Here is a 25,138-nt window from a genome sequence, read left to right as displayed (position 1 = left end):
TTCAGTCCTCCTCTTCCCATTCCGGGGTCATGTTGCGGGCAACCTGGATCTGGTCGTTGCTGACCCCGGCGGGGACCATCGGCCACACCATCGAGTTGGGGCTCACGACGAAGTCGATGACCACCGGGCGGTCATTGATCTCCAGTGCCTTCTGGATGGTGGCGTCGATGTCTTCGTCGCGTTCGCACCGGAAGGCAGCGCAGCCGTAGGCGTCCGCCAACTTGACGAAGTCCGGGATGCGGACGGTGTCGTGTCCGGTGTTGAGGTCGGTATTGGAGTAGCGGCCCTCGTAGAAGAGGGTCTGCCACTGCCGGACCATGCCCAGGGAGGAGTTGTTGATGATGGCGACCTTGATGGGGATCTTGTTGATCGCGCAGGTCGCCAGTTCCTGGTTGGTCATCTGGAAGCAGCCGTCGCCGTCGATCGCCCAGACCACGCGGTCCGGTTCGCCCACCTTGGCGCCCATGGCCGCCGGCACGGCGTAGCCCATGGTGCCGGCGCCACCGGAGTTGAGCCAGGCGTGCGGGCGTTCGTACTTGATGAACTGCGACGCCCACATCTGGTGCTGTCCGACGCCGGCGACGTAGATGCCCTCGGGCCCGGTCAGGGCGCCGATGCGTTCGATGACGCGTTGGGGGGCGCTGAGCCCGTCCTCGGGTTCGGTCCAGCCCAGCGGGTAGGTTTCCTTGAGGTTGTTAAGGAACGCCCACCAGGTGGTCAGATCCGGTGTGCCGAATGCCTCGAACTGCAGGCGCAGGGCCTCGGTCAGCTCCGGGATGATCTCCTTGACCGAGCCGACGATCGGGACATCGGCCGTGCGGTTCTTGGAAATTTCCGCCGGATCGATGTCGGCGTGGATGACCTTGGCGTTCGGGGCAAAGGACTTCAGGATGCCGGTCACGCGGTCATCGAACCGGGCGCCGAGGGTGATCAGCAGGTCGGACTGCTGCAGGGCGGTCACGGCGGAAACCGTGCCGTGCATGCCCGGCATGCCCACGTGCTGCGGGTGCGAGTCCGGGAACACGCCCCGGGCCATCAGGGTGGTCACCACGGGAGCACCGGTCAGCTCAGCGAGTTCGCGCAGTTCGGCCGAGGCGTGAGCCTTGACCACTCCGCCACCGACGTAGAGCACGGGCTTGCTGGCAGCAGTAATGAGCCGGGCGGCCTCGCGGACCTGCTTGCTGTGGCCGCGCACCACCGGCCGGTATCCCGGGAGATCGATCTTGGGCGGCCAGGAGAACGTCATCTGGCCCTGCTGGGCGTCCTTGGCGATGTCCACCAGGACCGGTCCCGGGCGTCCGGTGGAGGCCAGGTGGAAGGCCTCGGCCATCACATGCGGGATGTCGTTGGGGTCGGTGACCAGGAAGGAGTGCTTCGTGATCGGCATGGTGATCCCGACGATGTCCGCTTCCTGGAAGGCGTCGGTGCCGATCACCCCGCTGGAGACCTGGCCGGTAATGGCCACTATCGGCACGGAGTCCATGTGGGCATCCATGATGGCGGTAACGAGGTTGGTGGCACCGGGGCCCGAGGTGGCGATGCAGACGCCAACCCGTCCGGTGACCATGGCGTAGCCTTGCGCGGCGTGGCCGGCTCCCTGTTCGTGACGGACCAGAACGTGGTTCATTTTGGAAGCCATCAAGGGGTCGTAGGTGGGCAGGATCGCGCCACCGGGCAAACCGAAAATGTCCTGGACGCCGAGTTCTTCGAGCGAGCGGACAATTGCTTGCGAACCGGTCATGACCGTCGGGGGTACGACGTTGTTCGGTCCGAGGACAGGAGAGACGGCAGCAGAGTCGACGCCGGCGTCAGCCGGACGTTCGACGCGTTCCGGAGCCTTGTGGGCTCCAGGGGACTTGGTGGCCATCAGCGAGGGGCTGATCGGCGATCCTTTGCTCATCGGACTCTTCCTTTGTGGATCTATGGTGATCGCGGAACTACTGTGTGGTTCTGGTGGTGCTGCTGGTGGTGCGGGAAATAAAAAAACCCCTCAGCCGGCGGGCTCTTCGAGGGGTTGCGCGTGACGGTTCGTTACCAGTGAAGGCTATGGAGCCACGCGCTTGGTAAGTACGACGGAAACATCTGCAGTGCTCTCGACTGCAGTGGCTCCGGCGGTGACGATCTCGATCATGAGTTCAGTTTTCCCTCTGAGTGAGACAGGTGTCAACGAGCCCGCCCGCTGTCTCACTATCTGGACAACATTGTCCACTACTTGAACGCTATCCCAACTAGCTCGCAGCTACGGGCCGTTATAACCGCTCACAACGGCCACAAATGCGAGCTAGTTGGGTTCAGCGTGCGCTAGCCGCAATAGGCGCCGGTGGAGGCGCTGTGGACTAGCTTGGCGTACTTGGCGAGGACGCCCTTCGTGAACTTGGCTGGGAGCGGCTCCCAGCCGACCTTGCGGGCCTCAAGCTCGGAGTCATCCACCAAGAGGTCGAAGGTGCGGGCCGCGATGTCCACGCGGATCCGGTCACCGTCCTTGACGAACGCGATGGGACCGCCGTCGACGGCTTCCGGCGCGACGTGGCCGATGCACAGGCCCGTGGTACCGCCGGAGAACCTTCCGTCGGTCAGCAGCAGGACGTCCTTGCCCAGGCCTGCGCCCTTGATGGCACCGGTGATGGCGAGCATCTCCCGCATGCCGGGGCCGCCCTTCGGGCCCTCGTAGCGGATCACCACGACGTCGCCCTTGCGGATCTCGCCCTTGTCCAGGGCGTCCAGGGCGCCCTGTTCCCGTTCGAACACGCGGGCCGTGCCCTCGAAGACGTCGGCGTCGAAACCGGCGCTCTTGACGACGGCGCCTTCCGGGGCCATCGAGCCGTGCAGGATGGTGATGCCGCCGGTCTTGTGGATCGGGTTGTCCAGTGCACGCAGGATCTTGCCGTCCAGGTCCGGCGGGTTGATCGCGGCGAGGTTTTCCGCCACGGTCTTGCCGGTGACGGTGAGGCAGTCGCCGTGCAGCAGGCCGGCGTCGAGCAGCGCCTTCATGATCACCGGCACGCCGCCGATCCTGTCGACGTCGGTCATCACGTAACGGCCGAACGGCTTGAGGTCACCCAGGTGCGGGATCTTGTCGCCGATCCGGTTGAAGTCTTCCAGCGTCAGCTCCACCTCGGCCTCGCGGGCGATCGCGAGCAGGTGCAGCACGGCGTTGGTGGAACCACCGAAGGCCATGGTGACGGCAATGGCGTTCTCGAACGCCTTGCGCGTCATGATGTCCCGGGCCGTGATGCCCAGGCGCAGGAGGTTGACCACGGCTTCGCCGGACTTGTGCGCAAAGGCATCGCGGCGGCGGTCAGCGGAGGGCGGTGCGGCGGAGCCGGGCAGGGACATGCCCAGGGCCTCGCCGATGCAGGCCATGGTGTTGGCCGTGTACATGCCGCCGCAGGCGCCTTCGCCCGGGCAGATTGCTTTTTCGATGCGGTCCAGGTCCTCGCGGCTCATCTTGCCGGCGGCGCACGCACCGACGGCTTCGAACGCGTCGATGAGGGTGACTTCCTTTTCGGAGCCGTCCTCAAGCTTGACCCAGCCGGGCATGATTGAGCCGGCGTAAAGGAACACGGCGGCCAGGTCCAGGCGGGCCGCGGCCATCAGCATGCCGGGCAGCGATTTGTCGCAACCGGCCAGGAGCACCGAGCCGTCGATCCGTTCGGCCTGCATGACCGTCTCGACCGAATCGGCAATGACTTCGCGGGACACCAGGGAGAAGTGCATGCCCTCGTGGCCCATGGAGATGCCGTCGGAGACCGAGATGGTGCCGAACTGCATGGGGAACCCGCCGCCGGCGTGGACGCCTTCTTTGGCGCCCTGGGCCAGCCGGTTCAACGAAAGGTTGCAGGGGGTGATCTCGTTCCACGAGCTCGCCACGCCGATCTGCGGCTTGGCGAAGTCGTCGTCGCCCATGCCGACCGCCCGGAACATGCCGCGCGCGGGGGCGGCGTGGATTCCGTCGGTGACGACGCGGCTGCGGGGCTTGATGTCCGGCTTGGTGTCTGCTGCTGTTTGGGTGTCCTGACTCATGGCTCAAAGTCTAGGGCTCCGCCCCAGACGCAAACGACCCAACAACGGAGCGTTAAGCGGAAAACCGGGAATATTTCGATCAAATAGTGGACTCTCGTCTCACATCATGAACTGGGCTGCCATTTTTCCTCAGGAACGGTGAGCCGCGTCACGAAGTTCCGGGGCTTCGGCGACACCCTGGGCTTCGGCCTTGAGCATCGCCAGGACCTGCTGGATGGTGGTCCGGGCCGCGACGTCCGGACGGGCCAAAGCAACGATGCTCCGGCTCGCCTTCACGCCTTCGAGCGGGCGCAGGACGAACCCCCGGCCCTGGTTGTTGACCGCCGTGTACCGCGGCAGCAGGCTCAGCCCATGTCCGGCGCTGACCAAGGCTTCCAGCACCCGCAGATCCGGGAACTGCTGGGCACGGACGGCTTGCGAGTCGGCCCGCACCTCGATCTGCCGCAGCACGGTGTCGAAAGGAAAGCCCTCGGGAACTCCCATCCAGGGGAAGCCGACGACGTCCTCGGCGCACAGCGTGGCCTTGCCGGCCAAAGCGTGCCCGGCCGGCAGGGCCACATCCAGCGGTTCGTCCAGTAGCGGCACCACCGTCAGGCCCTGGCCGCCGAAGACTTCCGGACCGTCGACACTGTGCGCCAGGACAATGTCGTAGTCCGCGGTCAGTCCGGCGAACCCGGCAACGCCTGGGTCCTCGAAATGCGCTTCGAAGCGCAGTCCTTCGACGGCCTTGACCCGGTGGAGCATGCCCGGAAGGAACATCTCCGCGGCGCTGGGAAAGAAGGCTGCCACCACCCGCGTCTGCCAGCCGCGCCGGTACGTGTCGATAGTTGCTTCTGCCCGCGCCATGGCCGTCGACACCTCGGCGGCTGCGCCGGCCATGGCCAGCCCTGCCTCGGTAAGCCGCACTCCCCTGCCGGACTTCTCCACCAGGGTTACGCCCAGTTCCTCCTGCAGGGTCTTCAGCTGCTGCGACACGGCCGATGGCGTGACCTTCATGGCCTCGGCAGTGGCGCCTACCGTCCCGCGGCCGGCGAGTTCGCGCAGAATCTGCAGTCGCTTGAAATCCATGAGGCGAGGCTACACGTTGGGCCGTGTTTGATTTGGGTTCGGGCCTGCTCACTTGGCCCTTGTCTCGCTCCAGAGATGCCCGGCATTGGCCGCCGGGAGGCTGGACAGCCGGCTTCGCCCGGACGTACCGTCAAGCATCGGCAACCATGCCTCATGGGCTGAATACGGACTGAAAGGCTCTGCTATGGACTGGATCGTCTGGCTCGTCGTCATCATCGTGGTGGTCGCTGTCGTCTGGGGGCTGCTGAACCGGAGCAAGAGCCGCCCGGGCGCAGGTTCCGCATCCGCCGCAGGCACCAGCACGGACACTTCTGCCGGCACTTCGTCCAGTACGACGGCGGCGGCCGGTTCTGCAGCGGCGGCCGGTCCGGCGGCAGCCGGCGCCGGTTCGGCGGCAGCCATGGCCGCGCCCGATGCAGCGCAGGCACCTGAGCCGGCCGCGCCAGCCCGGGAGACCGCGGCCGCCCCCAAGGGGCCCGAGTCCCCCGCGGCCACAGCCGCCCCGACGGTCGAGCCGGCCGCCGAGGCGGCTCCGGAAGCGCCAGGTACCTCGGGCAATGCCGAATGGGAGACGCAGTGGTCCGAGACCGCCCCACCGGCGGATACACATGCTCAAGCGGCCCATGTTGATCCTGCCCAGGGCGCACACGTTGCGGCGGCGGAACCTGGTGCGGCCGCGGAACCGGCAGCCGCGGCGGGCCTTCCTGTCCACCATCCCGAATACACCGAGCCCCACGCGCCGACTCTTCCCGGCGCGGAATCGGCAGCCGCGGAACCGGTCGAAGACGACGCTGCTGCCGGCACTGGCACGACGATGCCTGCCGCGGCCGCCCCCGGGACGCAGCCTGAGTCCCTCGCTGAAGCAGAAACGATGCAGACAGCAGCCTCGTCCGCGACAGCGGAGGCCTTCGCCAGCCACACGGCTGAGCCCACCGGCCATCTGGCCACTGAGCAGCCCTACGGCGAGGGGTCTGCTGCTCCGGCGGCCGACGGAAGCGGCCCTGAAGGTTTCACCGTAAAGGGCAATGCCTCGTCGATGGTCTACCACGACGAGACCAGCCCGGCGTATGAAGAAACCCGGGCAGAGGTGTGGTTTGCCTCCGCGGCGCACGCCGAAGCAGCCGGGTTTCGGCCGCCGCGCCGGACGCGGCAGTAGGCGGCCCGGGCCGGCGTCGCGTCCCTTCTCATCCCGTCCCTTGATGCTTCCCCGCTTCTTTGAAAGGCGCTTCTTTGGCAGGCGTTCCTTATTCCGCGCAGCATTCCGCGCAGCGGCCCGGGCCGCTTCCTTGGCCGTTATGTTGCTGCTCTTGGGCGCCTGTACTGCCAGCGGGCCAACCTCGCCCGTGGTTCAGTCAGGAGACGGCACAGCGACCGGCCCAGCAGGCCCAGTGGATACACCGCGTGAGCCCACCGTTGCGGGCCGGATAGACGGGCTGCATCTTCCGTGGTCCACGGTCTACCTGCCCGACGGCACTGCAGTCATCTCCGAGCGCGACACCGCACTGCTCCGGACCATCAAAGGCGGGCAACTGGGTACGCTCGGCAAAGTGCCCGGCGTCGTGCCCGGCGGAGAAGGTGGCCTCCTGGGTCTTGCCCTTTCCCCCAACTTTGCGGCGGACCGGTACCTCTACGCCTACTTCACCGCGGCGGCGGACAACAGAATCGCCCGCATGCGGCTGGAGGAGCGCGGGGGCCGGCTGGAGCTCGGTGCCCTGCAACCAGTTTTCACGGGGATTTCAAAGGCCGGCACGCATAACGGCGGACGGATCCGCTTTGGGCCCGACGGCTTCTTGTATGTGGGAACGGGTGACTCGCAGCGCCGCGAACAGCCACAGGACAGGGCGGCCCTCGGCGGAAAGATCCTCCGCCTCACCGCGGACGGCCGGCCGGCGCCGGGAAACCCGTTCGGCGAGAACCCGGTCTACAGCCTTGGCCACAGGAACGTCCAGGGACTGGCCTGGGACAGCGCGGGCCGGCTGTGGGCCAGCGAATTCGGCCCCGACGTCGACGACGAGCTCAACCTGATCGTGCCCGGCGGCAACTACGGCTGGCCGGATGTGACAGGCGCCCCGCACCGCTCCGGCTTCTTGGACGCCAAAGTGGTGTGGCCGTCGACGGCGGAGTCCTCCCCCAGCGGACTGGAAATTGTCGGCAGCACTGCCTACCTGGGCGCCCTGCGCGGTCAAAGGCTCTGGGTTGTTCCCCTCAGGGGCGAATTCGCCGAAGAACCTGTGAGCTATTTCACGCGACAGTACGGCCGGGTGCGCAACGTTTCACTCGCTCCTGACGGCCGGCTATGGCTCCTTAGCAACAACCAAAACCCTGATTTCGTGCTGTTTTTGGACCTTCACGGCTAGCCACAACCGCCCCGCGCCCTTCGATTTCACACGACAGCCAATCTCGTGTAGAGTTTCATGTCGTTGCGGAGAACAACGCGGGAAATAAAAAGCCCCGATGAACGAAAACAACAGATGCACCTCTAGCTCAACTGGCAGAGCAATTGACTCTTAATCAATGGGTTCCGGGTTCGAGTCCCGGGGGGTGCACCAAGGAAAACCCCGTCTTTACTGGCCTAGCGCCTAGCAGAGGCGGGGTTTTGTTTTGCGCCTATGTCGCCGAAGTGTCACTTTGGGGGTCACTTTGTCAGGCGACCCCTCTCAACGTAACCCGCAGCATTGCCAATACGGCCTGCGTGCAAAATTCTCTGGATCATCGTGGCGACCCACCTATCCACCCCGAGCCGACGAAAAAGACGTGGAGTCCGTATCGGTCCGCTACTGCGGCGGACCCGCCGGCCGGAGCCGGGTCATCCTGGAACCGCGGGATTAACCCGCACCCGCATCAGCATCTGCTGACTGGGACGTTGGATGAGGCGGGGCAAGACACATTCGACGCCATCGCCCGGCTGTACGGGGTCTTGGACCGAGATGAGCCCAGCCCTGGAGTGCGCCGGACCAAGCTCTCCAAGGCACTGCACCTTAAGCGCCCGGGGCTGCTGCCGCTCTACGACAATTACCTATGGCAGTGCTACGGGGAACTCGGGAAGAAAAGGATGGTCAGCGTCAAAGGACGCAGCCACGAAGACTTCATGCTTGCGTGGCGCCCCGAAATCAAGCAGGACCTCCTGGAAGGGATGCAGCACTGGAAAGCCATGGCCGCCATCGCTTCAGGACCGGAAGTAACTCCACTGCGGGTTCTGGACATCGTGGGCTGGCGTCTGGCAGATGAAGCGCGGCGGGGGTGTCAACACTGAATTGCGGCCACGGACCTGCGCAACGTGCAACCCACCTTCCTCGCCCTCTACGCAGCCGTCCTTAAAGGAATCGGCAGGCAAGTCCAGTCCGACAAATGAGACGACGGAAACACCCGCGTTGTGTCCGACCAGTATGCGTGACTCTTCGCGCAGCAACATCGGCTACCCGCGTCCGCAAATCGTCGAGGTCGAACGCTAGGGTTGGAAGGTGGCGACCCTCAACGCAGAAGAAGCACTTATCCCGGCCTTTGCGGAGCAGGCAAGACATCTCCGCTTTCCAAGATTCACGACGACCAACCGGGCAGGATAGGGATGCAGAAGAGTCCGATCATTGTTGGATTCGGCTTCACAGGCTTTCGCAGTTTCTGGGGCCAAGAACCACAACTCGTGGGACCGATGTCCAAGGTCCATTTGGTGGCTGGCTCCAACAACAGCGGCAAGTCAAACATCTTGCGCTTCGCCCATACCTTGCTTTCAGAGCCCCGCCTCGACGGACTTCATGCCTGGTCCGGAGCAGGGAGCTTGGACCAGCCGGTAAGGAAATCTTTCGACGGGAAACTCCGGCTATCGCTGGGGGTCTCTGCAGATCCTACTACCGCCCACGCGCTCCTCGAGCCCTTCGGTATCGACGAAAGATATGACGAGGCCCTGTTCCACGTCCTGACTCGTGCTGCCTTTGAACGTCCTGGCTCATCATTGGCCTGGATAGATTTCGACGTCGACGTCTCGTCGGGTCGGCTGTCCCTCTCCGCTAGCCAATGGGAACGAGCAGCCGGCGAATACCTAACCCGGGATGCTCAGCAAAACGTGGTCCGGATGGACGTGGGTTCGCTGGCCAATGCGTTTCAACGCAATCGTGGAATGATTCAGGTAACAACCCCGCTCATTCAGTTCGCTGACGAACTGAACCTCCCTCAGTACTTGCCACAGGTAGAACTTATTGATGCGCTGCGTCAGGTACGTGACGCTAGCTCTGAAACTTCCACTCACAGCGGGGATGGACTCGTCATCAAACTAGCGGAGCTCCAGAACCCGCCGAATCAGGACGAGGCTAAACTCAAGAAATTCGAAGAGATCAACACCTTCGTACGCTCCGTGCTGGAGGACAGCTCCGCACAAATCCACATACCCTTCACGCACGATGACATCCTGGTGCGCAGTGAGGGGAGGGTGCTTCCTCTCGCTCATTTGGGGACCGGCATACACGAGGTAATTATTTTGGCCGCCGCGGCCACCGTCCTCGAAAACCGGCTCGTGTGTATAGAAGAGCCAGAGGTCCACCTCCACCCGGTCCTCCAGCGCCGGCTGCTCAGATACCTGAACACGTACACGTCTAACCGCTATCTGATCGCTACACACTCTGCACACATGCTGGACACTAACCTTGCCTCCATCTCGCACGTCTCGCTAGAAGCCAACGGCACCGTGGTCGCTCCCGCCTTGAAGCCGAGCGATCTCTCTCGCCTCAGTGCCGAGCTCGGCTACCGAGCCTCCGACATTGTGCAGTCCAACTGCGTGATATGGGTGGAAGGCCCCTCCGATCGCATTTATATCCGCCATTGGATCAAGCTAATCGACAGTCATCTCATCGAGGGCGTCCACTACACCATCATGTTCTATGGCGGGTCCGTCCTGAGTCATCTCTCGGCAGACGACCCCGAAGTTGACGTCGACGAGTTCATCTCTCTGCGAAGGCTCAACCGGAACATGGTTGTGGTCATGGATTCAGACCTCACCTCGGCCAGCGGCTCCTTGAGCCCCGCAAAGGCCCGAATCATAAGCCAGCTGGAAAAAGACGCGGACAGCCACACGTGGGTCACGGCCGGATACACCATAGAGAACTACGTCCCCCTAACAGTTCTCCAACATGCAATCAAGGAAAAGTACCCCAACGCTGACTACATGTGGTCTGGTCACCAATTTGCGAACCCTCTTCACGAGAACAACCACACGGGTACGCCGCAAAAACTCGCAAAAGCAGCGGTGGCCAGTGCAGTCGTCGATAATTGGGGGCAAAGTGTGGCATGGCCCTACGACTTGGAAGTTGCGGTTCGGGCACTCACTACTTTCGTGCGTCGAGCTAACCACCTGGACTCGTAAGAGAAGCAACGGTGCGGAGCCACTGAGATGCTGGTTCCGGTAGCGGTGCCTCAACCCGAATCTGAGGACCTGCCAGTCACAGATGAGCGACAGCCGGTCGGAATGGCTGGCCGAGACTCTTGACTGGGTCGAACGGCGTCTACGCTGATCGACGCCGCCGCCCACATATGATGCATAGGGATTGAGTGACGGGTAAACCGACACCGTGCACAGCCGACGGAGTCGGAGATATGAGGATCAAGACGTGGCCGGAAACAACAACGCGTAGAAAAGACGTAGAAAAGTCAAGGCGAAGAAGTCCGCCGCATCAACGTTTCCGCCACTGAGCGGCAGAAAAGTTTTCGCTTGAAGGGCGAATCGATGGCAAGCTCTCGGTGTGCTAAGTGACGTCCACATGTGGTCACGGTAAAAGGACTCAAATCGATACTTGGCTGTTGGGCCGAAGACGTTAGCCGATGCCCTGTCCAGAATTGGTCCCAAGGCTCCGAAGACAATCTTTTGCAGGAATCGTTGTTGCGGGGCAGGCAGATCGAGTGGGTACTGGACGATCTTCTCTAGGTAGTCCTCCGCTGCCGGCCGGTCGGTTCCCAATGCAATGCGTAGAGTGCTGATCGTGGAGTACCTATCGTAAGCAAGCAGATAGTTGACGCGTGGGAAGCGACCGAGCAGCCTCACTGTTTTCATAAGAAGCAGAAGCTCCTTGGGCTGCAGTCTGTCTACGTCGTCAACCACCACGAGGATTTTGACGCTTGCTTGCTGTATGGCTGTCGCAAGATCGTCGAACGCTGAATCCCAGGACTTGCTCGGCAGAAACTCCTTGACTGTTTCCGAGACTGCTGTACCCACCATCGGTATTGCTTTCAGGGCGGGAGCCCCCCGCCTTAGCACTACAACGGCCACGGCAAACTACCCGGAAACAACCCAAGGACGGCAGCCAAGAAACGTCGAAGACGTAGTCGCAGGCCAGGGCATCCGGAGTTCTGGCTCGAGGCACTGGACCCAACAGCCGGCCGCGCCAGCGGACGCCCCAAAGGATTCTCCGTGGTCCCGGAGGTGCCCGCCCGACTCGTGAACTGGCCATGGCAGGATGAGATCCATTATGGACAGACGGTTGCGGCGCGCTCCTGACGCCGAATGGGTGCTGATGTACCGGCTAGGGCTGAGCCGGCAACGCATCGCTGCCCTCGTGCGCGCCGAGCCTTGCACGGTCGGATACCACCTGGTCATCGCCCGCCGCCAGGACCCCGGGCTCGAGGCCGAACACCACGCCGCCGCTGACGCCGCACCCGGTCCCTACCTTTCCCCCACGGATCTCGCCTGCATGGACGAGCTCATCACCTGCGTCAAGGCCGAAGGCCGGCTCCCCCGCGACCGCTCCGGGCAACGGAGCGAAAGGAAGATGGCGCGGTGGCTGTCCGTTCGCCGGCGCGAAGCGGCCGAGGGGACCCTGGACCCGGCCTACAGTGACGGTCTGGCCCAGGTGCCGGGGTGGCAGGAAAATCGCAGGGAATCCGCGGACGAAGCCCGCTGGCACCGCGGCCTCGACCAGCTCGCGGCCTACCGCGAGGAAGGCCACGACTGGCCCCGCCACCACGCCTATGACTCAGAGAGCGAACACACACTCGGCGTCTGGCTCCACACCCAGCGTTACACACTCCGCCGAGGCGAACTCGATCCCGTCAAAGTGAAGCTCCTGGACGATGCTGTCAATGGGTGGCGGATCAGGAGGACCCGGGGACGCCGTCCACACCGGTGACCGGGTACAGACCGTTGTTACACCGAGTCGGAGTCTGGTTGCTGGCGCCCCTCATAACGGCGCGATGTATACGACCCGAATTTTGAATCCCCAGTTCTTGAAGATGGTCCGCACAATGTCTGCTGCCTCCCGACTTGCCATCCGCCACTCGATGGCAGCCCCGCTCGGAGCCGCTGCGGCAAGCTGCCGCTGGGCGCGGCCGACGACCTCGTCGGCTGCGGATAGGTACCCTTTGTTGAGCATGTTCATCATGCGCCCACCCGGCATCCAGTTTTTGGCCTCCAATAGGGTCCTGCTCTCATTGACATACCCGTCGAACTGGACGCCGTTGACCGAGTACCCCATCCCACGCGGCGAGTTACAGGCCGTGGTTTGATAGTTCATGTCGGCCGTCCGCATGTTGGTGCCACCCTCGAAGTCGGGACGCCACTCGCCCGGACCACGATCAACCCGCCGTTGAAGGCCCGAGCGCGCCGAGGTTACCTTCGAGATCGAAAAGCTGGACTGGTAGACCGAAAGCAACACGTTCGCTACCTGCCGGAAGGACTCGACGATGAACTCGGCGTTTTGTCGCTCGAGTTCGGCGATCGCAGCATCCTTCGCTGCGTGCAGCCGCGGCGTGGTGCCCCTCGACAAATGAGGCGGGTATGTCAGGCTGCCAGGGCCGTAGGTCGATGGTTCCTTTTGAGGTTCGGTGTCACTTGAAATGTCATCAGCGTAGATGAGGAGCTGCCGCGGTGGGATGAGGTCGAATCCGAGTTGGAGCTGCAGATTGGTGAGGTTCGCGCGCCTGCGCTCCTCATCGACGGTAAACGAATTCGGATGCAAGACGCAGCTGTTGAAGGCGTCAACGTAAACTTCCTTCGACGGTCGCGCGAAGCTCTCGAGTGCGCGAAGCACACCTGACTGACCCGGTACATCGGAGTCCTGCGAAGCCTTCACGAATGCGATGAGGATCGCATTGAGTACCCCCGGCTGCGTTGCCCAAAGTTCATCGAGCACGTCGTAGAGATCTACCTCACTGAGGAGGCATAGCTCTGCGAGGGCCAAATCGAAGACCCGATCGTGCTCCTGCTGGACGAGCTTGGCGATCAGGCTCGTCAGATCATTGCTGCCAGACGGCCGGATGCCACGCTGCGCCCAAAGCATGAGCGGTTCGACGAAGTTGAGTGAGAAGGGATCGGGGCCGTCTAGCGCGATTGAGAACCGCAGACCCGTCTTCACCTGACGCGATTCGAAAACCCAGAGTTTCGACCGACGGTCCACTTTAAGCCAGTACAAACCGGGTAATAGATCAGTGACGATGTCACCCCGGTATGGCGGTCCGTCTGCAGTGAATAGGGCCACGCGTTCGCTGTCAAGATTCACGATTATCCTGGTCACGGTCGTGCGCGGTCGATCACGATCACTGGCCGGACGTCGGCGCGGAACGGCATTTGGATGTGGCGGTGCCTGCCGCTCCGCAGTACGATCGGGGTCCGGCATGACTGGACGGGATGGAGCCTTCGGCTCAACGGGCTTTACGACCGGCGCAGTCGTATCGATTGTCGGGCGGGTGATCGGCGGTATGCCGTCGATGGGCTCGATTCCAAGTAGCTTCTCGTCACCCATCCGAACCCGGCCTATCTGTCACTCGGGGAATGGTGCGATGAAAAATCACATACGACGCCACACTGTGATGGATTGCTGGTTTCTGACCCTAGCCCGCATGGAAGCTTGAACTCGATGTTCGCTATGATCCGGTGCGTTGGGTGCGAATCATTGAGCGTCAGAGTCGCAGAGTGACCCTGGAGCCCCTTCTGGAGATCTTGTGTATGTTGGGGTACGAGTCGCGGCTTGGCTGGATTACTCATCATCGGGACAGACTATGTTTCCCATGACCGTCAGGCTTCAAAGAGAGTCGTGGGTTCGTATTCCACGGCAGCAATCTGATCCGTGGGCAAGATCGTTATCCATTGCGTATAGGGCTCATTGGCCGGAATCCCGGCGTCGAACCCACCGGCGAGGTGATCGAATCCACGCTCAAAGACCTTGTCCGCCTGCAGGGTGTTTTCAATGTCGGTGTTTACTAATTCGAGCCGTTGGGCGATTTTCTCTAGAACATTGCCGATGGTGGCTTCGTTTCCTTCTGCTTCCAGCTCAGCTACGAGCAGTCTGTCTTCAGCATTGGTGGGAGTGTAGTGGGCATCCCAGCCGTCATTGTCGTGGCCCTCGATGGCGCGCAGCCAGTTCAAAGCAGCTTTCTCCCGGCCGGCCCGGATGGGGATGACGGCTTTGACCCAAGGCGCGTTCAGAAATGCGTTGCGCAGGTTGTCCCCGTCCAGCTGGAGCAGCCAGCCCAAGGAGCTGCCCAGCCTAGCAACAGTTGATTCTTCGGTGATCTTGTAGTTGTCGTCGCGTTTTTCCACCTGCCCCCACTTTACGAGGTCGGCATCGGTAAGGGCAAAAGTGGTGTCTCCCGTATTGGCGCTTTTGTGCCTGCGCGGCATCCACCATTCGGGGGCGACAAAATAGAGCATGGCATCGACATCAAAAATGGCGCGGATAATCTCTGAGCGGACATGGCTTAGCCGAGAATTGTTGCCGTCTTTGGGGCTTTTTTTGGCGATGGCCCAGGTGTCCAGCATCAGTCGTTCGACTAATGAACGATAGATGACTGTACGTTCTTCCTCCCTCAGGTCCCAGGAAGGGCGGGGCTTGATATTGCTTTCGTCCTTGATACGCTTGCGCACACTCTCCATATAGCTCTTCTCAAGCAGCCGCTGCTTTTCCGCATCATATTGTTCCTCGGCCTTCTTCTTGCGCGCTTCATACTCTGCGAATGCTCCCAAGTTGGGAGAAAAAACAAGCTCAACATCCAAAAGCATCTGATTAGAGCCACCGAAATTCACCGACTCCAGAACGAGGTTAAATGCCCCAGAAACATTGTCGCTGATCGTGACGGGCTCCCGAATGGCCGCCCGTTTGCCGCCTTGCGGCCCGAGCACCCGGACCTCGGACAGGAAGTAGTTTCCTTGCGGTGGGGCGAAAGTGTAGGGGAATGGGCCCATGACGATCTCCGCATCGGCCGCATCCTCATCGTTGGTGTTCGTGCGGTTGCCGTGGTGCTTGCCGTCGAAGGCCTCTATTTCGCGGGTATTGCCATAATCGGCTCCCGGCCCGTTGTCGTCGTTAGTTCGCATGCCGATGAACGGGATCGGCGGCGAAACGGTCTTGGTGATGAGTGCCGGCGGCGGTTCGACTTCCAACTGTTTCAGACTCGCTAAGTCCGGGGATTGTGTAAAATGTACCATTTCTGAAAGTCCCAAGCCGCCGCCGGCATCGTCGACGAAAACTTGCCAGCACAGCCGCTCGCCCAAACCCTGCATCTGGACACCAACCCGGCGCATCTTGCGGCGCAGCTCGTAGTTGAAGAGTTTTGGGGTGGGGTTCTGAAGTACGTAGCGGCGACTGCGGGTATCGGTAGTTTCAGTGACGGTTTTAAAAACTGATTTATAGCTGTTCTTAATTTCCGTGGAAAGCTTTTCAGACTGCTCGCGGGTGTTCTTTAGCGTGTTTTCCCGCGCGTCCTTGCGTGCGGATTCGAGCCCGAGGCTCGCTGACGCGGTGCCTTGGACAACTCCGAAATTTCCGCTGCTGCTGGCGGATACACCGAGTTTAGTGCTGCTGCTGTTCTCGGCTTTGATGGCGTCGCTCAGTTCGTCCTTGACTGCGGAGCTGGACTCCGTCCTGGTCGTCATGTCCTGGGCGGTTTCCTCTGTGCGTTCCACAATCGCCTTGCGGGTGCTTACCTCGATAAGCTCGATAGAGGTGCCCGGGGCCAGCCAGATGTGTTCGACAGGCTCTCCCAGGAATGTTCCCAAGTCGAAGAAATACTGTCGGAACAGATGCATGAAGCCCACCGGAGACAAAACACCGCTTCTATCCAAAGGATCTATAGTGGCCAGCGGGTCGGTGGAACGGAACATCTCGGTCAGCGGAGGCGCCTCAGTCACCGCAAAGATCTGCTTCATATTGTCGGTCGTCATGCCAGCTTCATTGGAAGCGTTCCAAAGCAGAAAGGTGGCGATCTGCGATTCATACTGCATTAGCTCCAAATGCCGCGCCTGGGCTCCGATAGTCATTGCCTCCGTGATGATTCCGCCGGGAGACTTGGCTTGAAGTTCAGCGAACAGTTTCGTCCGGTGAATGTCATTGGCTTTTCGCAGCGCGCCGTTCTCGGGATCCATGAAATCATTGAAGTCGACAACCTCAACCCATTCGTTGTCCACCGGAAGCCGCCCGTCATGCGACTCCACGAATGCCTGTACTTTCCTTTGCACGTCCCGAAGAACTTCGCTGTTCAAATCTTTCAGCAGCAGGACCTTAAAAGGAGATTTTCCTACGCCAGGCTCCAGTGGGGTTGCGAGAAATTCGCGGGGATCGTTGTAACCCACAGTCGTGGGACCCGGCAGGATACGTCCGTCGAGGATACGTTCCACCGGCGGATCAATTAGGGATCCGCCCCGGAGTATCCAGTCCTTTGTTAGTTTCGACTCCCAGCCAAGGATGGGCTGGTAAACACCGTGATGCTCGCTCGCATAGGGAGTGATGCCCTTATACCGCTCTATGTCCTTTAACAGATCAAACATTTCTAGTCCCCAAGGCAATCTCACGTGAAAGCGAGCATCGCGGGCTTGGGTATCGGGTTGAAGAGAGTGATGCCCACGCCGACCGAAAGCTTATGTGCCCTAGCTAGGACACAAACTGCGGTTCGTTTCATATGATGCTGGCCAAATGAAAGCGAGTCATCAGGTTCATGGCTCTGGAGCAACCGCGTAGGGCCGCGGTGCCGTAGAGGCCGGCGCGGAAAGGGGTGCATGTCTGCACTAACTTCCGCACCAGGGGTGCCGAACGCGCCTACATGGGCGTTCATGTAGCACCATCGTGGCATTCCGTCCGTTTCAAGGGAAGAGCGAGAGCTAGTCGACTCCCCAAGCCCCGGGACGAGCCTGGTGCTTGTTGATGGCGACGGGGTGAGCCTCTTCGTCCCCTTTGACTGCGCCGCACCCGGGCGGTTTGGGTCATGTCCGCTTAGCCACCAACGTCAATGCATCGGTGAGCCGCCTGGCGGCAGGAGAGTGTACTGGTAACTCGCTGAGTAGCTCAGTGCCGAAGGCGTCCGAAAGATTGCGTGCTTGACAGCCGGTGTCACTGCGTGCCATACGGCAGCCCTTGCCACGGTGATGCCCGTCTCACGAAATCCCTATGCGGGACTCCGTGCCACGGGTGGCGTCTTCGCGAATTGCTCGGGAATCAGACATCCGTTCCGGTACCGTCTAATAGGTTTGTAGGCACGTCATTTAGGCAGGGATTTTGGCACAGGTAGAACTTGAACACGGCGGGATGCACGGCGAACCGCAGTTCACGAAGATTGGCTCCCGAGTGCAGTGCCTGGTCTACTACAGAACGATTGACGGTGAACGTCGCAGGATGAAAGCCTCCGGCCGATCGAAGGTGGAGTCGTTTGAAAATTTGTCGGCGAAGTTTGAGGACTACCGGAGGGCCAGTCCCGACGCGCTTGTCACAGGGGACACCACCATTGCCGAGCTCTCGAAACTTTGGCTGGCATCCCTCAGACACAAAGCACCAGACACAATCACTGCCTACACCAACCGTTGTCGGATCAGCATTGTCCCGTACATCGGAAACAAACCCATCCGGCTGGCTACCAGGGGTTATCTGGAAACCATTTGCGGAAGATTGCTGAGGGAGGAATCACGACCGTCACCTCGAAGAGCGGACGGACGCGTGACGTTGTAACCGGCGGTCTGACTGCAGAGAAGACTGCACGCGTCGTCCTGAAGCTGATGTTCGACTTCGCCTTGTCGTATCGGGCTCTCCCGGACGGAGTAAACCCTGTTGCCAAGGACGGTTCGGCTAAAGAAAGGCAGGCCCTCAGAGCTCCGGCTCGGGGTCTCTCCCGTTCCGAGTACGTGGAGATGCGGCGAAGGATTAAGGCCTGGCAGGACGCCCAACAGTTTGGACCGCCGCGTGGAAAGCACCTCGTGGATGCCGTCGACGTACTTCTAGGAACGGGCGTTCGCACCGGGGAGCTACTGGCTATGCGCTGGAATCACCTTTGGCTCGAGGACGAAATTCCCTTCTTTATGGTGACGCACACAGTAACGTCCAAGGGTGTCCAGGACTACACCAAAGGGAACACCGCACAACTTAAGCACGCCAGGCCCATCGCTCTTCCGGGCTATGTCGTCAGCGTGCTGTCACAGCGAAAAGAAGCAGCTGGCCGGAAAGGGCAAGGTTTCGTCTTCCCAAACGCAAAGGGGGGCCATTTCACTACATCCAACTTTCGACGTTCGTGGAATGATGCCCGCTCATTCGACGCTCAGAATGGCGACGACTTTGCCTGGATCAGCCCTAAATAGATGAGGAAAAGCGCCGCCACACTGGTGGCCAAAACGTCGGGTCTCCAAGCTGCGGCAGATCAATTGCGGCACTCGTCACCGCAGATAACGGAAGAGTTCTACATCGAGCAACTTCTTCAGATGGTCGATAACCGCACTGCCTTCGACGGGATCTTTGATGCTGAGTCCGAGATACCCTGAGGGTCACTTTGAGGGTCACTTTGATCCGTACTTGGCGCATTTCACTGCGGCTCCTTGCGGTTCACCTCTCACGCTTCGCTACCACTTTCGCCGAGAAATGAAAGAAAGTACCGCCCTCGCCTTTGCACCGAAGACATTCGAAGTGTTAACAATGGGTTCCGGGTTCGAGTCCCGGGGGGTGCACCACAGAGAAACCCCGTCTTCACTGGCTTCGGCCATGAGGCGGGGTTTCTTTTTGCCATCATCCTTCCGAGGGGATATTTATGGGCTCTTTATTCTGGCCAGCCCTCCGGCGACGGAAGCCCAAGGAGCCGCTTGCCAGCCTCGATTCGGCCCTGAATACAGTCGGTACCTCATGGGCATCATGGCATGCGCAGGCCCTCAATGGCGGTGGCGTCGCTTTCGCGGAAGGTGATCAGGATCTTCATGGCCCTTTATGTGTTAGGCGGCCCCCCGGTCAGACCCCTGGGCGGCACACCCCTTGGCCGAGGATGGCCAGGCCGTTGAGGTCCCCGGCCTGGTAGGTGGTCACGCCGACGGTGTCGGACGGGTTCATCAGCTGGGTCGGGTCCTGGACGTGATCAAGCCCCACGACATGGCCGAGTTCGTGTTCGATGGTGCCGCGAACCTGTGCCGGGCCTTCCAGTTCGAGCAGGGACTGCAGGCCGGGGGCGTTCAGTGTCAGATGGCCGCTGACGTAGGTGTAGTCGGTGTCCCCGATACTGACAGCCTCGCTGCCGCCCACACCCAGGATGGTGTCCTCGTCCTCGAGGTCAGTGAAGCGGGGATCCTCGGCGGTGGTTTCCCAGGCGATGAGCACCGGCGCCCACCGGTCCCCGTACCGGGCCGGCTGGTAGGACTCGCGCTGCTCTGACGGTGCCTCCGTGGTGGCCCCGTCGTTGATGAATACCAACCCGGTCGAGCGGGAGACTGCGGCGATGGCCTGTTGGATGAGTTCCGGTCCGGCGGTGGGCTGGTTGGCGGAGCGGGTGACGTAGTGGATGGGCCGGCACGGGTCGTACTTGACCGGTTGTCCGTCATCGCCGGTGTCCATGAAGGCGTAGTCGGCGGACGTGGCGGGCACCGGTGCAGGCTGGCCGAGCGGGGCGTCATGCTCTTCGCGGCCCGGGGTCGGGTAGTCGGTGAGGGGTTCGGATCCGGCAGCGTCCGCGGGTCCCCGACCCCTGGTGGGGTCTGTGCCGGTGTGGTAAATCAGGCCGGGCTCGCTGGTGGCGGGGGTTGTCGCGGGGCCACCAAGGAACGCCGACGGTTTCAGGTAACCGTGCAGGTAGAGGTTGAAGCTGAACAGGAGCGAGCCGGCGGTCAGGATGGCGGCGACCTTGAACAGGCGGAGCGGCCACGGAGCGCGGCGCGGACGGAAGTCCCACACGTCCGAGGACGTGATCTGGTTGGCGTTCCAGCCGGGAGGCGGCGGGGCGGCGTTGTGCCAGTCCTCAGCCATGCCGGGGCGCCGGATGTTTCTTTAAGCTTCCAAGGCGGAATCCGCTGCGGATCGCCCTGCTCCCCCGACTCACTCATCTGCGCCTATTCCCCCATCTCGTCGGCTCCGGTGTCAGCGTAAGGGAATCCGAGACGGCGCACCACGTCCAGGGCGGCTTTCACCCCGGCCTCGTTGATATCGGCGGCGTATTCGCGGTGGATCCGTTGCGCCGGGTCCCTGCGGTGATCGCCATGGAGCACCGAAACACGCCGCGGGACCCGCTTTGTCCCCGGCCACAGTCCGGGCCGCGGCTTAGGCTGGTCGCATGCCACCGACACCGCCGCCTGCCCCGCTTGCCCCCGTGCCCTTGGAGTGGTGGCAGAACGTGGCTCTGTTCAGTCCTGCAGCGGTGCTCCTGGCCGCTCTCGTCGCGGCGCTGATCAACTGGCGGATCCTCAAGCAGCGCACCAGGGCGGACAACAACGCCCTGGAGCAGAGGCGCGAAGCCGACCGGAACGCCCTCGACCAGAAGACAGCAGCCGACAGCCGGGCCGAATGGTGGCGGCGCGCCCAATGGGCGCTGGAACGAGCCCTCTCTGAAGACGAAGCCACGAAAGCTCTCGGCCTTGCCACCCTTGAAGTGCTGGCTCACAGCGAGCTAGCCAGGAAGGAAGAGCTGGAACTGTTCGACATCGCCTGGAAGACCGTCAACGGCAGCCCGGAAGCAGACGACGCAGGGGACCAGGGAAGCCAGTCGGACCGGACAGTCCGCATCGTGTTCCCTCGATTTGACGAGTCGGACGTGGAGATGGAGGCAGGAAGTTCCGTTACCGAGGAAGACATCCTGGAGCTGGGCGAATACCTGCGCCACCATGCGGTGCTGCAGACCCCTGATGCCGTGGACTCCGGCGACAACATGGGCGACAATGAAGGCACAGACCCCCGAGCGCAGGAGGAGGACAGACGATGAGCACGAGCACATCGGAGCATAAGAACGACCATGCACCCCGCCGCGTCTCCGTAAAGGTTTCCAGCACGACTGCTTCCCAGCACCGGGTTCAGGTTGCCGCCGCCAGGCTGCGCGTCACCCTCGATGAGCGCCTTGGACGGCCGACGCCGGCCCAGACTAAGGCCCTTGCCCGGGAAGAGCTCTAGCCGCCGCCTAGCCCTTGTCGGCCGCCAGGTCACGCACAGAAGCGGGGGTCGCGGCCTCCATAGCTTCCAGGTCCTCGATCGTGGACAGCACCCTCTCAAAGGCCGCCTGAGCTGCCGCTTCGGTTATCTGGTGCCTGGCCTTCAACGCTTCGATGTCGCTGTCCAGCATGCCCAGCGTCGCCGGGAGCGGTTCCGGGGCGGGATGGACAAGAAAGGCGCCGAGCGCTGACAGAGCGGCAAAGACCTTTGCCTCTGCGCCCGCCGGGAGTGCGGGGCCCGCCAGCAGCCGCTGCCGGACCGTCTCGATCCTTCCCAGCAGCAACGACAACCGTTCCTGGTCCTCGGCCGGAAGATCGCCGCAGTAGAGGATCTTGTCGCCGTACGACGTGGCGAGTTCCTTCGCTTTCTTCGGCGCCCGCGGCTTCGTCCGCGGTCAGGCCGACGTTCAGGTACGCGGCGGCGACAGTGTTCCTGACCGTCGCGCCGGGATTGATTGCCGCGTACACGATCACCGGCGGCAGTGAGGTCGCCGGGAATGCCTTCGATGCCATGTGAGCCCTTTATGGTCGGTCCTTCGGGGCTCTGCGAAAAGACATCCACGCCCCCAACGTGTGCTGCTGGGGCGAGTCTAGCGACAGGATTGCGCGGCAGGAACCACTTGCCATTCGGTGAACGGACCGTAGACTCGGCGCATGTCTGGTTCTGGGGGAACGAACACAGTTCGCTGCGGTGCGACACTCATTGTCGGCATACTGCTGGCCGGCGGCATGGGCGGCTGTGCCTATGAGGATGACGGCGGTACGCAGCCGACGGCGACCGGGCAAAGCCACCGACCCACGCCTACCGTCGCTGCGAAAGAGCGGGGAATTCTGGACGTGGAAGCGAGCAACTACGACGAACTGCACAGGCGCCTGGCAAAGGCACCAGGATCACTGCTCCTTGCCGACGCCGGCCCGGCCGACGGGCCAGGGGGCGGCTTCAGTAAAGTCGCGACAGTGATGACTGCTGGTCCATACACTGTCACCGCGGCGTGTGTGGGCATCCCCCATGCCCAGATCTACCTCTCCCAAGATACGAAGGCCGGAACGGAGCACATGGTGTTCGAGGTCGATTGCTCGGGAGCCCAGACGCAGGTCGTCCAACTGCAGAAGGGATACGTCAGTGCCCAAGTGACCCGTCAAGACCCAACCGGCCCCTGGACTGGGGCGGTCGCCGGAATCAAAATCACCGCCCGGTGAGGCCGACGAGCACGCCTCCGCAGCGCCATCACCGAGTGCCTCAACCCCCACGACCAGCTCGTCGCAGCGACGTGAGCCTATGGGTAGTTCAGGCCAAGCAGCATCGTTTTGAGCGGCCCGCGGGACGGAGTTTCTTTGGCGAAAAGGAGCCTCACCGGGTCCGGGTTCCCGGCATACCGGCGGCGTAACCCTACGATGGTGAGGATGAACTCCATCCGGAAGGCCTGCTACACATCAGCCTTGGCCCTGATGCTCGTGGCGTCGCCTCTCGTCCTGGCGTTGCCCGCAATGGCCGATCCTTGCGGGCCAGCCGGCCTCCTCCCGGCGAAATTCTGTCCGCCACGGCCGACGCCGGGCCCGCCGTCCGCCTCCCCGACGCCCAGTCCGACTGTCCCGGGCAACTCCGCGCCGCCACCATCAGGGGCGGCGCATCCACCAGCGCACTCCCGAAGGCCGTCGCCAACGCCGTCCCAGGGGCAGCCCTCCCAGCCCTCCCAGGTCCCGGCACCCTCGACGACGGCCCACGTTGCAACAGCGGACCAAGACGACGCGACTCCACCGGCCACGGCGTCTGTTCCGGCTACTGGCACGACGGGGACCTCCGCACCTCGAGCGCCCGATGCGGGCCAGGGACCAGCGGGGCGCCTGCCTGGCGCCGCGGCCGGCGAAGGTGCTTCAGGGCAGGACGGGCAGCTCGGCGTCGCCGGATCCCTGCTGGCGCTAAGTGGCCTCCTCATTGGGCTCTCCGCGGCAATTGGCCTTCGCCGGCCTGCCCAACCGTGAAACGGCCGCCGAACCGTCACATTTCAGCTGTCGCGCTTCAATGTGGGGGTTCAGCGGCCGCCAGAGTCGCGTCGTGTCCCTAGACCTTCTCGCGGGGCCGGTCAACGACCGTTTCCGGCACTTCGACTGTGAATTCCTTGCTGCGGCGCGGGAAGCCCCAGAACCTGCCTTCCTTTGCCTCCACCCGGGGCTCCGGGCGTTCCTCAGTTTCCTGCGCGGCATCCTTCCGGGTATCCCGCCGGAAATCCCTGTTGTACTGATAGCACATCACTGACCTCCTTCATGGTGATTGCCCTTTAATCGTCCCCCCGAAGCGGGGGCGCGTCGAGCCCCCATGTGCTCGCCCCATGTACTCTCTGTCTTGGAACCAGAGAATGCATTGAACCGCACTCGCCACGCCGCGCCCGCGCCACACCCCGCAAAGGATGTACAGCCATGACCGTACCGCCCAACGCTTCAGCCCCTGGCCCTGGCTGGTATCCCGACCCTGCCGGTTCGGGCCGGTTTCAGTGGTGGAATGGTTCGGCATGGACCGGACAGTTCAGCTCACCCCAGTTCCAGGCGGCTCCGGCCCAACACCCGGTGGCACCGCGCAGGCGCATCAGTGACCGGACACCGGTCTACAACCCGTACATCTGGACGATTGTGGCTCTGCCGCTGGTGTCGCTCATCCTGCTCATGTTCTGGAACCCGGTGCTCCGGCTGCGCACCGTGGGCACGCGACAGGTCCAGACAATTGATCCGGCGTCGATCTTCACGGCGCCTTACTTTCTATTGGTGGCCATCAGCTTCGTGATCTACGGCGTGTCCGCACTCCTGGCGTACTTGGACTGGGACCGGCTGCGCAAGGACGGCGTGGTCCGGCCGTTCCACTGGGCGTGGGTGTTCCTCAACGTGGCGCTCTACGTGATTGGCCGCTCCGTGATTGTCCACGAGGTGGCCCCGCGGCGGGGGCTCGCCCCGGTGTGGGCCACTATCGGCGTCACCCTGCTCACGGTAGTGCTCACCGGCCTCAAGATGTCCGCCATGGTGGCCACTCTGGCGAACCAGGCCGCGACGATATAAGGCCAGGTTGGTCTGAGGCGAAGTGCGGCCCCGGTGGCGCCGACGAGTTCAGCGCCACCGGCTATATCAGCTCAGCGGGGCCGTCCCGGCGGCGACGCCCGGCGCCGCGGCGACGCCCGGCTCAGCGCCCGTGACGATGGCCTTGACCTCCGGGGACGTTGACTTGGTTGCCAGCACCCTGACCACAGCCTGGAGCTCTTGGCGCAGCAGGTCCGGGTCAATGGGCGTCGCGGCGAGCACGGAGCGTTCCATGTCGGCGGCCGCCGCGACGGCCTGGCGCCCTTGGTCAGTTAGAGACACCACATGGCTGCGCCGGTCGGAGGTGCTGCGCTGCCGCGAAATGTGGCCGTGCGCTTCCAGCCGGCTCAGTGTCTTGCCCATGGTCTGAGCCTGCACCCGGACGAGCTGGGCCAATTGGGCTTGTGTCATAGGCCCATTCGCCGAGAGCACCTCCATTGCGATCACCCCGGCATGGGTCAGGCCAATGGCCCCCAATTTTTCGTTCCAGGAGTGTTCTACAAGACGTGCTGCCGTGGACAATAGGCGGCCCGTGGGCCAGCGATCCATATCAGGCATACCCAAGAGTATAGCGATCAGCGGATTCGTCCGACGCCGATCGCGTCAGTACGCTGGATAATCACCCCACTTCAC

General features: G+C 62.6%; 20 protein-coding genes and 1 tRNA gene. 10 read left to right on the top strand and 11 right to left on the bottom strand.

The window, feature by feature from the left end; translation table 11 throughout:
* Nucleotide 1: 1 nt before the first annotated feature.
* From BLS42_RS12385 to BLS42_RS12375, 3 genes are all read right to left on the bottom strand, one after another.
* On the bottom strand, nt 2-1,900 hold the full coding sequence (locus tag BLS42_RS12385; RefSeq protein WP_090581568.1) for an acetolactate synthase large subunit: 1,899 nt from the start codon (nt 1,898-1,900) through the stop codon (nt 2-4).
* A gap of 401 nt (nt 1,901-2,301) precedes the next feature.
* Nucleotides 2,302-4,023 (bottom strand): dihydroxy-acid dehydratase, encoded by a 1,722-nt coding sequence (gene ilvD / locus BLS42_RS12380; RefSeq protein ID WP_090581566.1) that lies wholly within the window; start codon nt 4,021-4,023, stop codon nt 2,302-2,304.
* A gap of 129 nt (nt 4,024-4,152) precedes the next feature.
* Nucleotides 4,153-5,091: a LysR family transcriptional regulator gene (locus tag BLS42_RS12375; RefSeq protein WP_090581565.1), complete on the bottom strand. Its 939-nt coding sequence runs from the start codon at nt 5,089-5,091 to the stop codon at nt 4,153-4,155.
* A 184-nt stretch (nt 5,092-5,275) separates the two neighbouring features.
* Here BLS42_RS12375 and BLS42_RS12370 point away from each other — a divergent pair, with 184 nt between their 5' ends.
* From BLS42_RS12370 to BLS42_RS12350, 5 genes are all read left to right on the top strand, one after another.
* Nucleotides 5,276-6,247 (top strand): sunset domain-containing protein, encoded by a 972-nt coding sequence (locus BLS42_RS12370; RefSeq protein ID WP_090581562.1) that lies wholly within the window; start codon nt 5,276-5,278, stop codon nt 6,245-6,247.
* Between the two features lie 43 nt (nt 6,248-6,290).
* A complete protein-coding gene (locus BLS42_RS12365; RefSeq protein WP_090581560.1) occupies nt 6,291-7,448 on the top strand; it encodes a PQQ-dependent sugar dehydrogenase in 1,158 nt (385 codons plus the stop codon).
* 116 nt (nt 7,449-7,564) lie between these two features.
* A tRNA-Lys gene (locus BLS42_RS12360) sits at nt 7,565-7,640 on the top strand.
* A gap of 314 nt (nt 7,641-7,954) precedes the next feature.
* Complete coding sequence (locus BLS42_RS12355; RefSeq protein ID WP_090581559.1) at nt 7,955-8,344, top strand: DUF6308 family protein; 390 nt, start codon at nt 7,955-7,957, stop codon at nt 8,342-8,344.
* 312 nt (nt 8,345-8,656) lie between these two features.
* Nucleotides 8,657-10,444: an AAA family ATPase gene (locus BLS42_RS12350; RefSeq protein WP_090581557.1), complete on the top strand. Its 1,788-nt coding sequence runs from the start codon at nt 8,657-8,659 to the stop codon at nt 10,442-10,444.
* Nucleotides 10,445-10,681: 237 nt separating this feature from the next.
* Here BLS42_RS12350 and BLS42_RS12345 read toward each other — a convergent pair whose 3' ends face one another.
* A complete protein-coding gene (locus BLS42_RS12345; protein WP_143019188.1) occupies nt 10,682-11,344 on the bottom strand; it encodes a P-loop NTPase fold protein in 663 nt (220 codons plus the stop codon).
* A gap of 199 nt (nt 11,345-11,543) precedes the next feature.
* On the opposite strand from BLS42_RS12345, the gene BLS42_RS12340 reads away from it, so the two are divergent.
* The gene (locus BLS42_RS12340) at nt 11,544-12,200 is read left to right on the top strand and encodes a helicase associated domain-containing protein (protein WP_090581553.1); all 657 of its coding nucleotides are present in this window, start codon (nt 11,544-11,546) and stop codon (nt 12,198-12,200) included.
* Nucleotides 12,201-12,251: 51 nt separating this feature from the next.
* Here the strand turns inward: BLS42_RS12340 and BLS42_RS12335 are convergent, their stop codons facing one another.
* The 4 genes from BLS42_RS12335 to BLS42_RS20245 all read right to left on the bottom strand — a co-directional run bounded on the left by BLS42_RS12335 (nt 12,252) and on the right by BLS42_RS20245 (nt 20,506).
* Nucleotides 12,252-13,811: a hypothetical protein gene (locus BLS42_RS12335; RefSeq protein WP_143019187.1), complete on the bottom strand. Its 1,560-nt coding sequence runs from the start codon at nt 13,809-13,811 to the stop codon at nt 12,252-12,254.
* 272 nt (nt 13,812-14,083) lie between these two features.
* Entirely contained in the window at nt 14,084-16,831 is a 2,748-nt protein-coding gene (locus BLS42_RS12330; protein ID WP_143019186.1) for a hypothetical protein, read from the bottom strand.
* A 2,431-nt stretch (nt 16,832-19,262) separates the two neighbouring features.
* On the bottom strand, nt 19,263-20,267 hold the full coding sequence (locus BLS42_RS12310; protein WP_090581541.1) for a zinc metalloprotease: 1,005 nt from the start codon (nt 20,265-20,267) through the stop codon (nt 19,263-19,265).
* Nucleotides 20,268-20,350: 83 nt separating this feature from the next.
* Nucleotides 20,351-20,506 (bottom strand): hypothetical protein, encoded by a 156-nt coding sequence (locus BLS42_RS20245; protein WP_176803376.1) that lies wholly within the window; start codon nt 20,504-20,506, stop codon nt 20,351-20,353.
* A 65-nt stretch (nt 20,507-20,571) separates the two neighbouring features.
* On the opposite strand from BLS42_RS20245, the gene BLS42_RS20240 reads away from it, so the two are divergent.
* Together BLS42_RS20240 and BLS42_RS12300 are read left to right on the top strand one after the other, a co-directional pair.
* The gene (locus BLS42_RS20240) at nt 20,572-21,216 is read left to right on the top strand and encodes a hypothetical protein (RefSeq protein ID WP_176803374.1); all 645 of its coding nucleotides are present in this window, start codon (nt 20,572-20,574) and stop codon (nt 21,214-21,216) included.
* Nucleotides 21,213-21,401 (top strand): hypothetical protein, encoded by a 189-nt coding sequence (locus BLS42_RS12300; protein ID WP_090581539.1) that lies wholly within the window; start codon nt 21,213-21,215, stop codon nt 21,399-21,401. The genes BLS42_RS20240 and BLS42_RS12300 overlap by 4 nt, the downstream gene beginning before the upstream one ends.
* Before the next feature lie 7 nt (nt 21,402-21,408).
* On the opposite strand, the gene BLS42_RS12295 is transcribed toward BLS42_RS12300, so the two are convergent.
* The gene (locus BLS42_RS12295) at nt 21,409-21,729 is read right to left on the bottom strand and encodes a hypothetical protein (protein ID WP_090581536.1); all 321 of its coding nucleotides are present in this window, start codon (nt 21,727-21,729) and stop codon (nt 21,409-21,411) included.
* Nucleotides 21,730-22,093: 364 nt separating this feature from the next.
* On the opposite strand from BLS42_RS12295, the gene BLS42_RS12290 reads away from it, so the two are divergent.
* Complete coding sequence (locus BLS42_RS12290) at nt 22,094-22,639, top strand: hypothetical protein (protein WP_256336439.1); 546 nt, start codon at nt 22,094-22,096, stop codon at nt 22,637-22,639.
* An 862-nt stretch (nt 22,640-23,501) separates the two neighbouring features.
* On the opposite strand, the gene BLS42_RS12285 is transcribed toward BLS42_RS12290, so the two are convergent.
* On the bottom strand, nt 23,502-23,693 hold the full coding sequence (locus BLS42_RS12285) for a hypothetical protein (RefSeq protein ID WP_371129563.1): 192 nt from the start codon (nt 23,691-23,693) through the stop codon (nt 23,502-23,504).
* 164 nt (nt 23,694-23,857) lie between these two features.
* On the opposite strand from BLS42_RS12285, the gene BLS42_RS12280 reads away from it, so the two are divergent.
* Nucleotides 23,858-24,487 carry a DUF2510 domain-containing protein gene (locus tag BLS42_RS12280; RefSeq protein WP_090581533.1) on the top strand — a complete coding sequence of 210 codons (630 nt, stop codon included), beginning with the start codon at nt 23,858-23,860 and terminating at the stop codon, nt 24,485-24,487.
* 66 nt (nt 24,488-24,553) lie between these two features.
* Here the strand turns inward: BLS42_RS12280 and BLS42_RS12275 are convergent, their stop codons facing one another.
* A complete protein-coding gene (locus BLS42_RS12275; protein WP_371129568.1) occupies nt 24,554-25,054 on the bottom strand; it encodes a MarR family winged helix-turn-helix transcriptional regulator in 501 nt (166 codons plus the stop codon).
* Nucleotides 25,055-25,138: the final 84 nt, after the last annotated feature.

It is taken from the genome of Arthrobacter sp. ov407 (genome assembly GCF_900102895.1).
Taxonomy (GTDB): Bacteria; Actinomycetota; Actinomycetes; order Actinomycetales; family Micrococcaceae; genus Arthrobacter.
This window is presented reverse-complemented; position numbering and strand designations above follow the sequence as displayed.

Bases quoted from the DNA above. Each gene is read 5' to 3' on its own strand.
- BLS42_RS12385 (WP_090581568.1), bottom strand. From the start codon at position 1,900: ATGAGCAAAGGATCGCCGATCAGCCCCTCGCTGATGGCCACCAAGTCC.
- ilvD (WP_090581566.1), bottom strand. From the start codon at position 4,023: ATGAGTCAGGACACCCAAACAGCAGCAGACACCAAGCCGGACATCAAG.
- BLS42_RS12375 (WP_090581565.1), bottom strand. From the start codon at position 5,091: ATGGATTTCAAGCGACTGCAGATTCTGCGCGAACTCGCCGGCCGCGGG.
- BLS42_RS12370 (WP_090581562.1), top strand. From the start codon at position 5,276: ATGGACTGGATCGTCTGGCTCGTCGTCATCATCGTGGTGGTCGCTGTC.
- BLS42_RS12365 (WP_090581560.1), top strand. From the start codon at position 6,291: ATGCTTCCCCGCTTCTTTGAAAGGCGCTTCTTTGGCAGGCGTTCCTTA.
- BLS42_RS12350 (WP_090581557.1), top strand. From the start codon at position 8,657: ATGCAGAAGAGTCCGATCATTGTTGGATTCGGCTTCACAGGCTTTCGC.
- BLS42_RS12340 (WP_090581553.1), top strand. From the start codon at position 11,544: ATGGACAGACGGTTGCGGCGCGCTCCTGACGCCGAATGGGTGCTGATG.
- BLS42_RS12335 (WP_143019187.1), bottom strand. From the start codon at position 13,811: ATGGGTGACGAGAAGCTACTTGGAATCGAGCCCATCGACGGCATACCG.
- BLS42_RS12330 (WP_143019186.1), bottom strand. From the start codon at position 16,831: ATGTTTGATCTGTTAAAGGACATAGAGCGGTATAAGGGCATCACTCCC.
- BLS42_RS12310 (WP_090581541.1), bottom strand. From the start codon at position 20,267: ATGGCTGAGGACTGGCACAACGCCGCCCCGCCGCCTCCCGGCTGGAAC.
- BLS42_RS20240 (WP_176803374.1), top strand. From the start codon at position 20,572: ATGCCACCGACACCGCCGCCTGCCCCGCTTGCCCCCGTGCCCTTGGAG.
- BLS42_RS12300 (WP_090581539.1), top strand. From the start codon at position 21,213: ATGAGCACGAGCACATCGGAGCATAAGAACGACCATGCACCCCGCCGC.
- BLS42_RS12290 (WP_256336439.1), top strand. From the start codon at position 22,094: ATGTCTGGTTCTGGGGGAACGAACACAGTTCGCTGCGGTGCGACACTC.
- BLS42_RS12280 (WP_090581533.1), top strand. From the start codon at position 23,858: ATGACCGTACCGCCCAACGCTTCAGCCCCTGGCCCTGGCTGGTATCCC.
- BLS42_RS12275 (WP_371129568.1), bottom strand. From the start codon at position 25,054: ATGGATCGCTGGCCCACGGGCCGCCTATTGTCCACGGCAGCACGTCTT.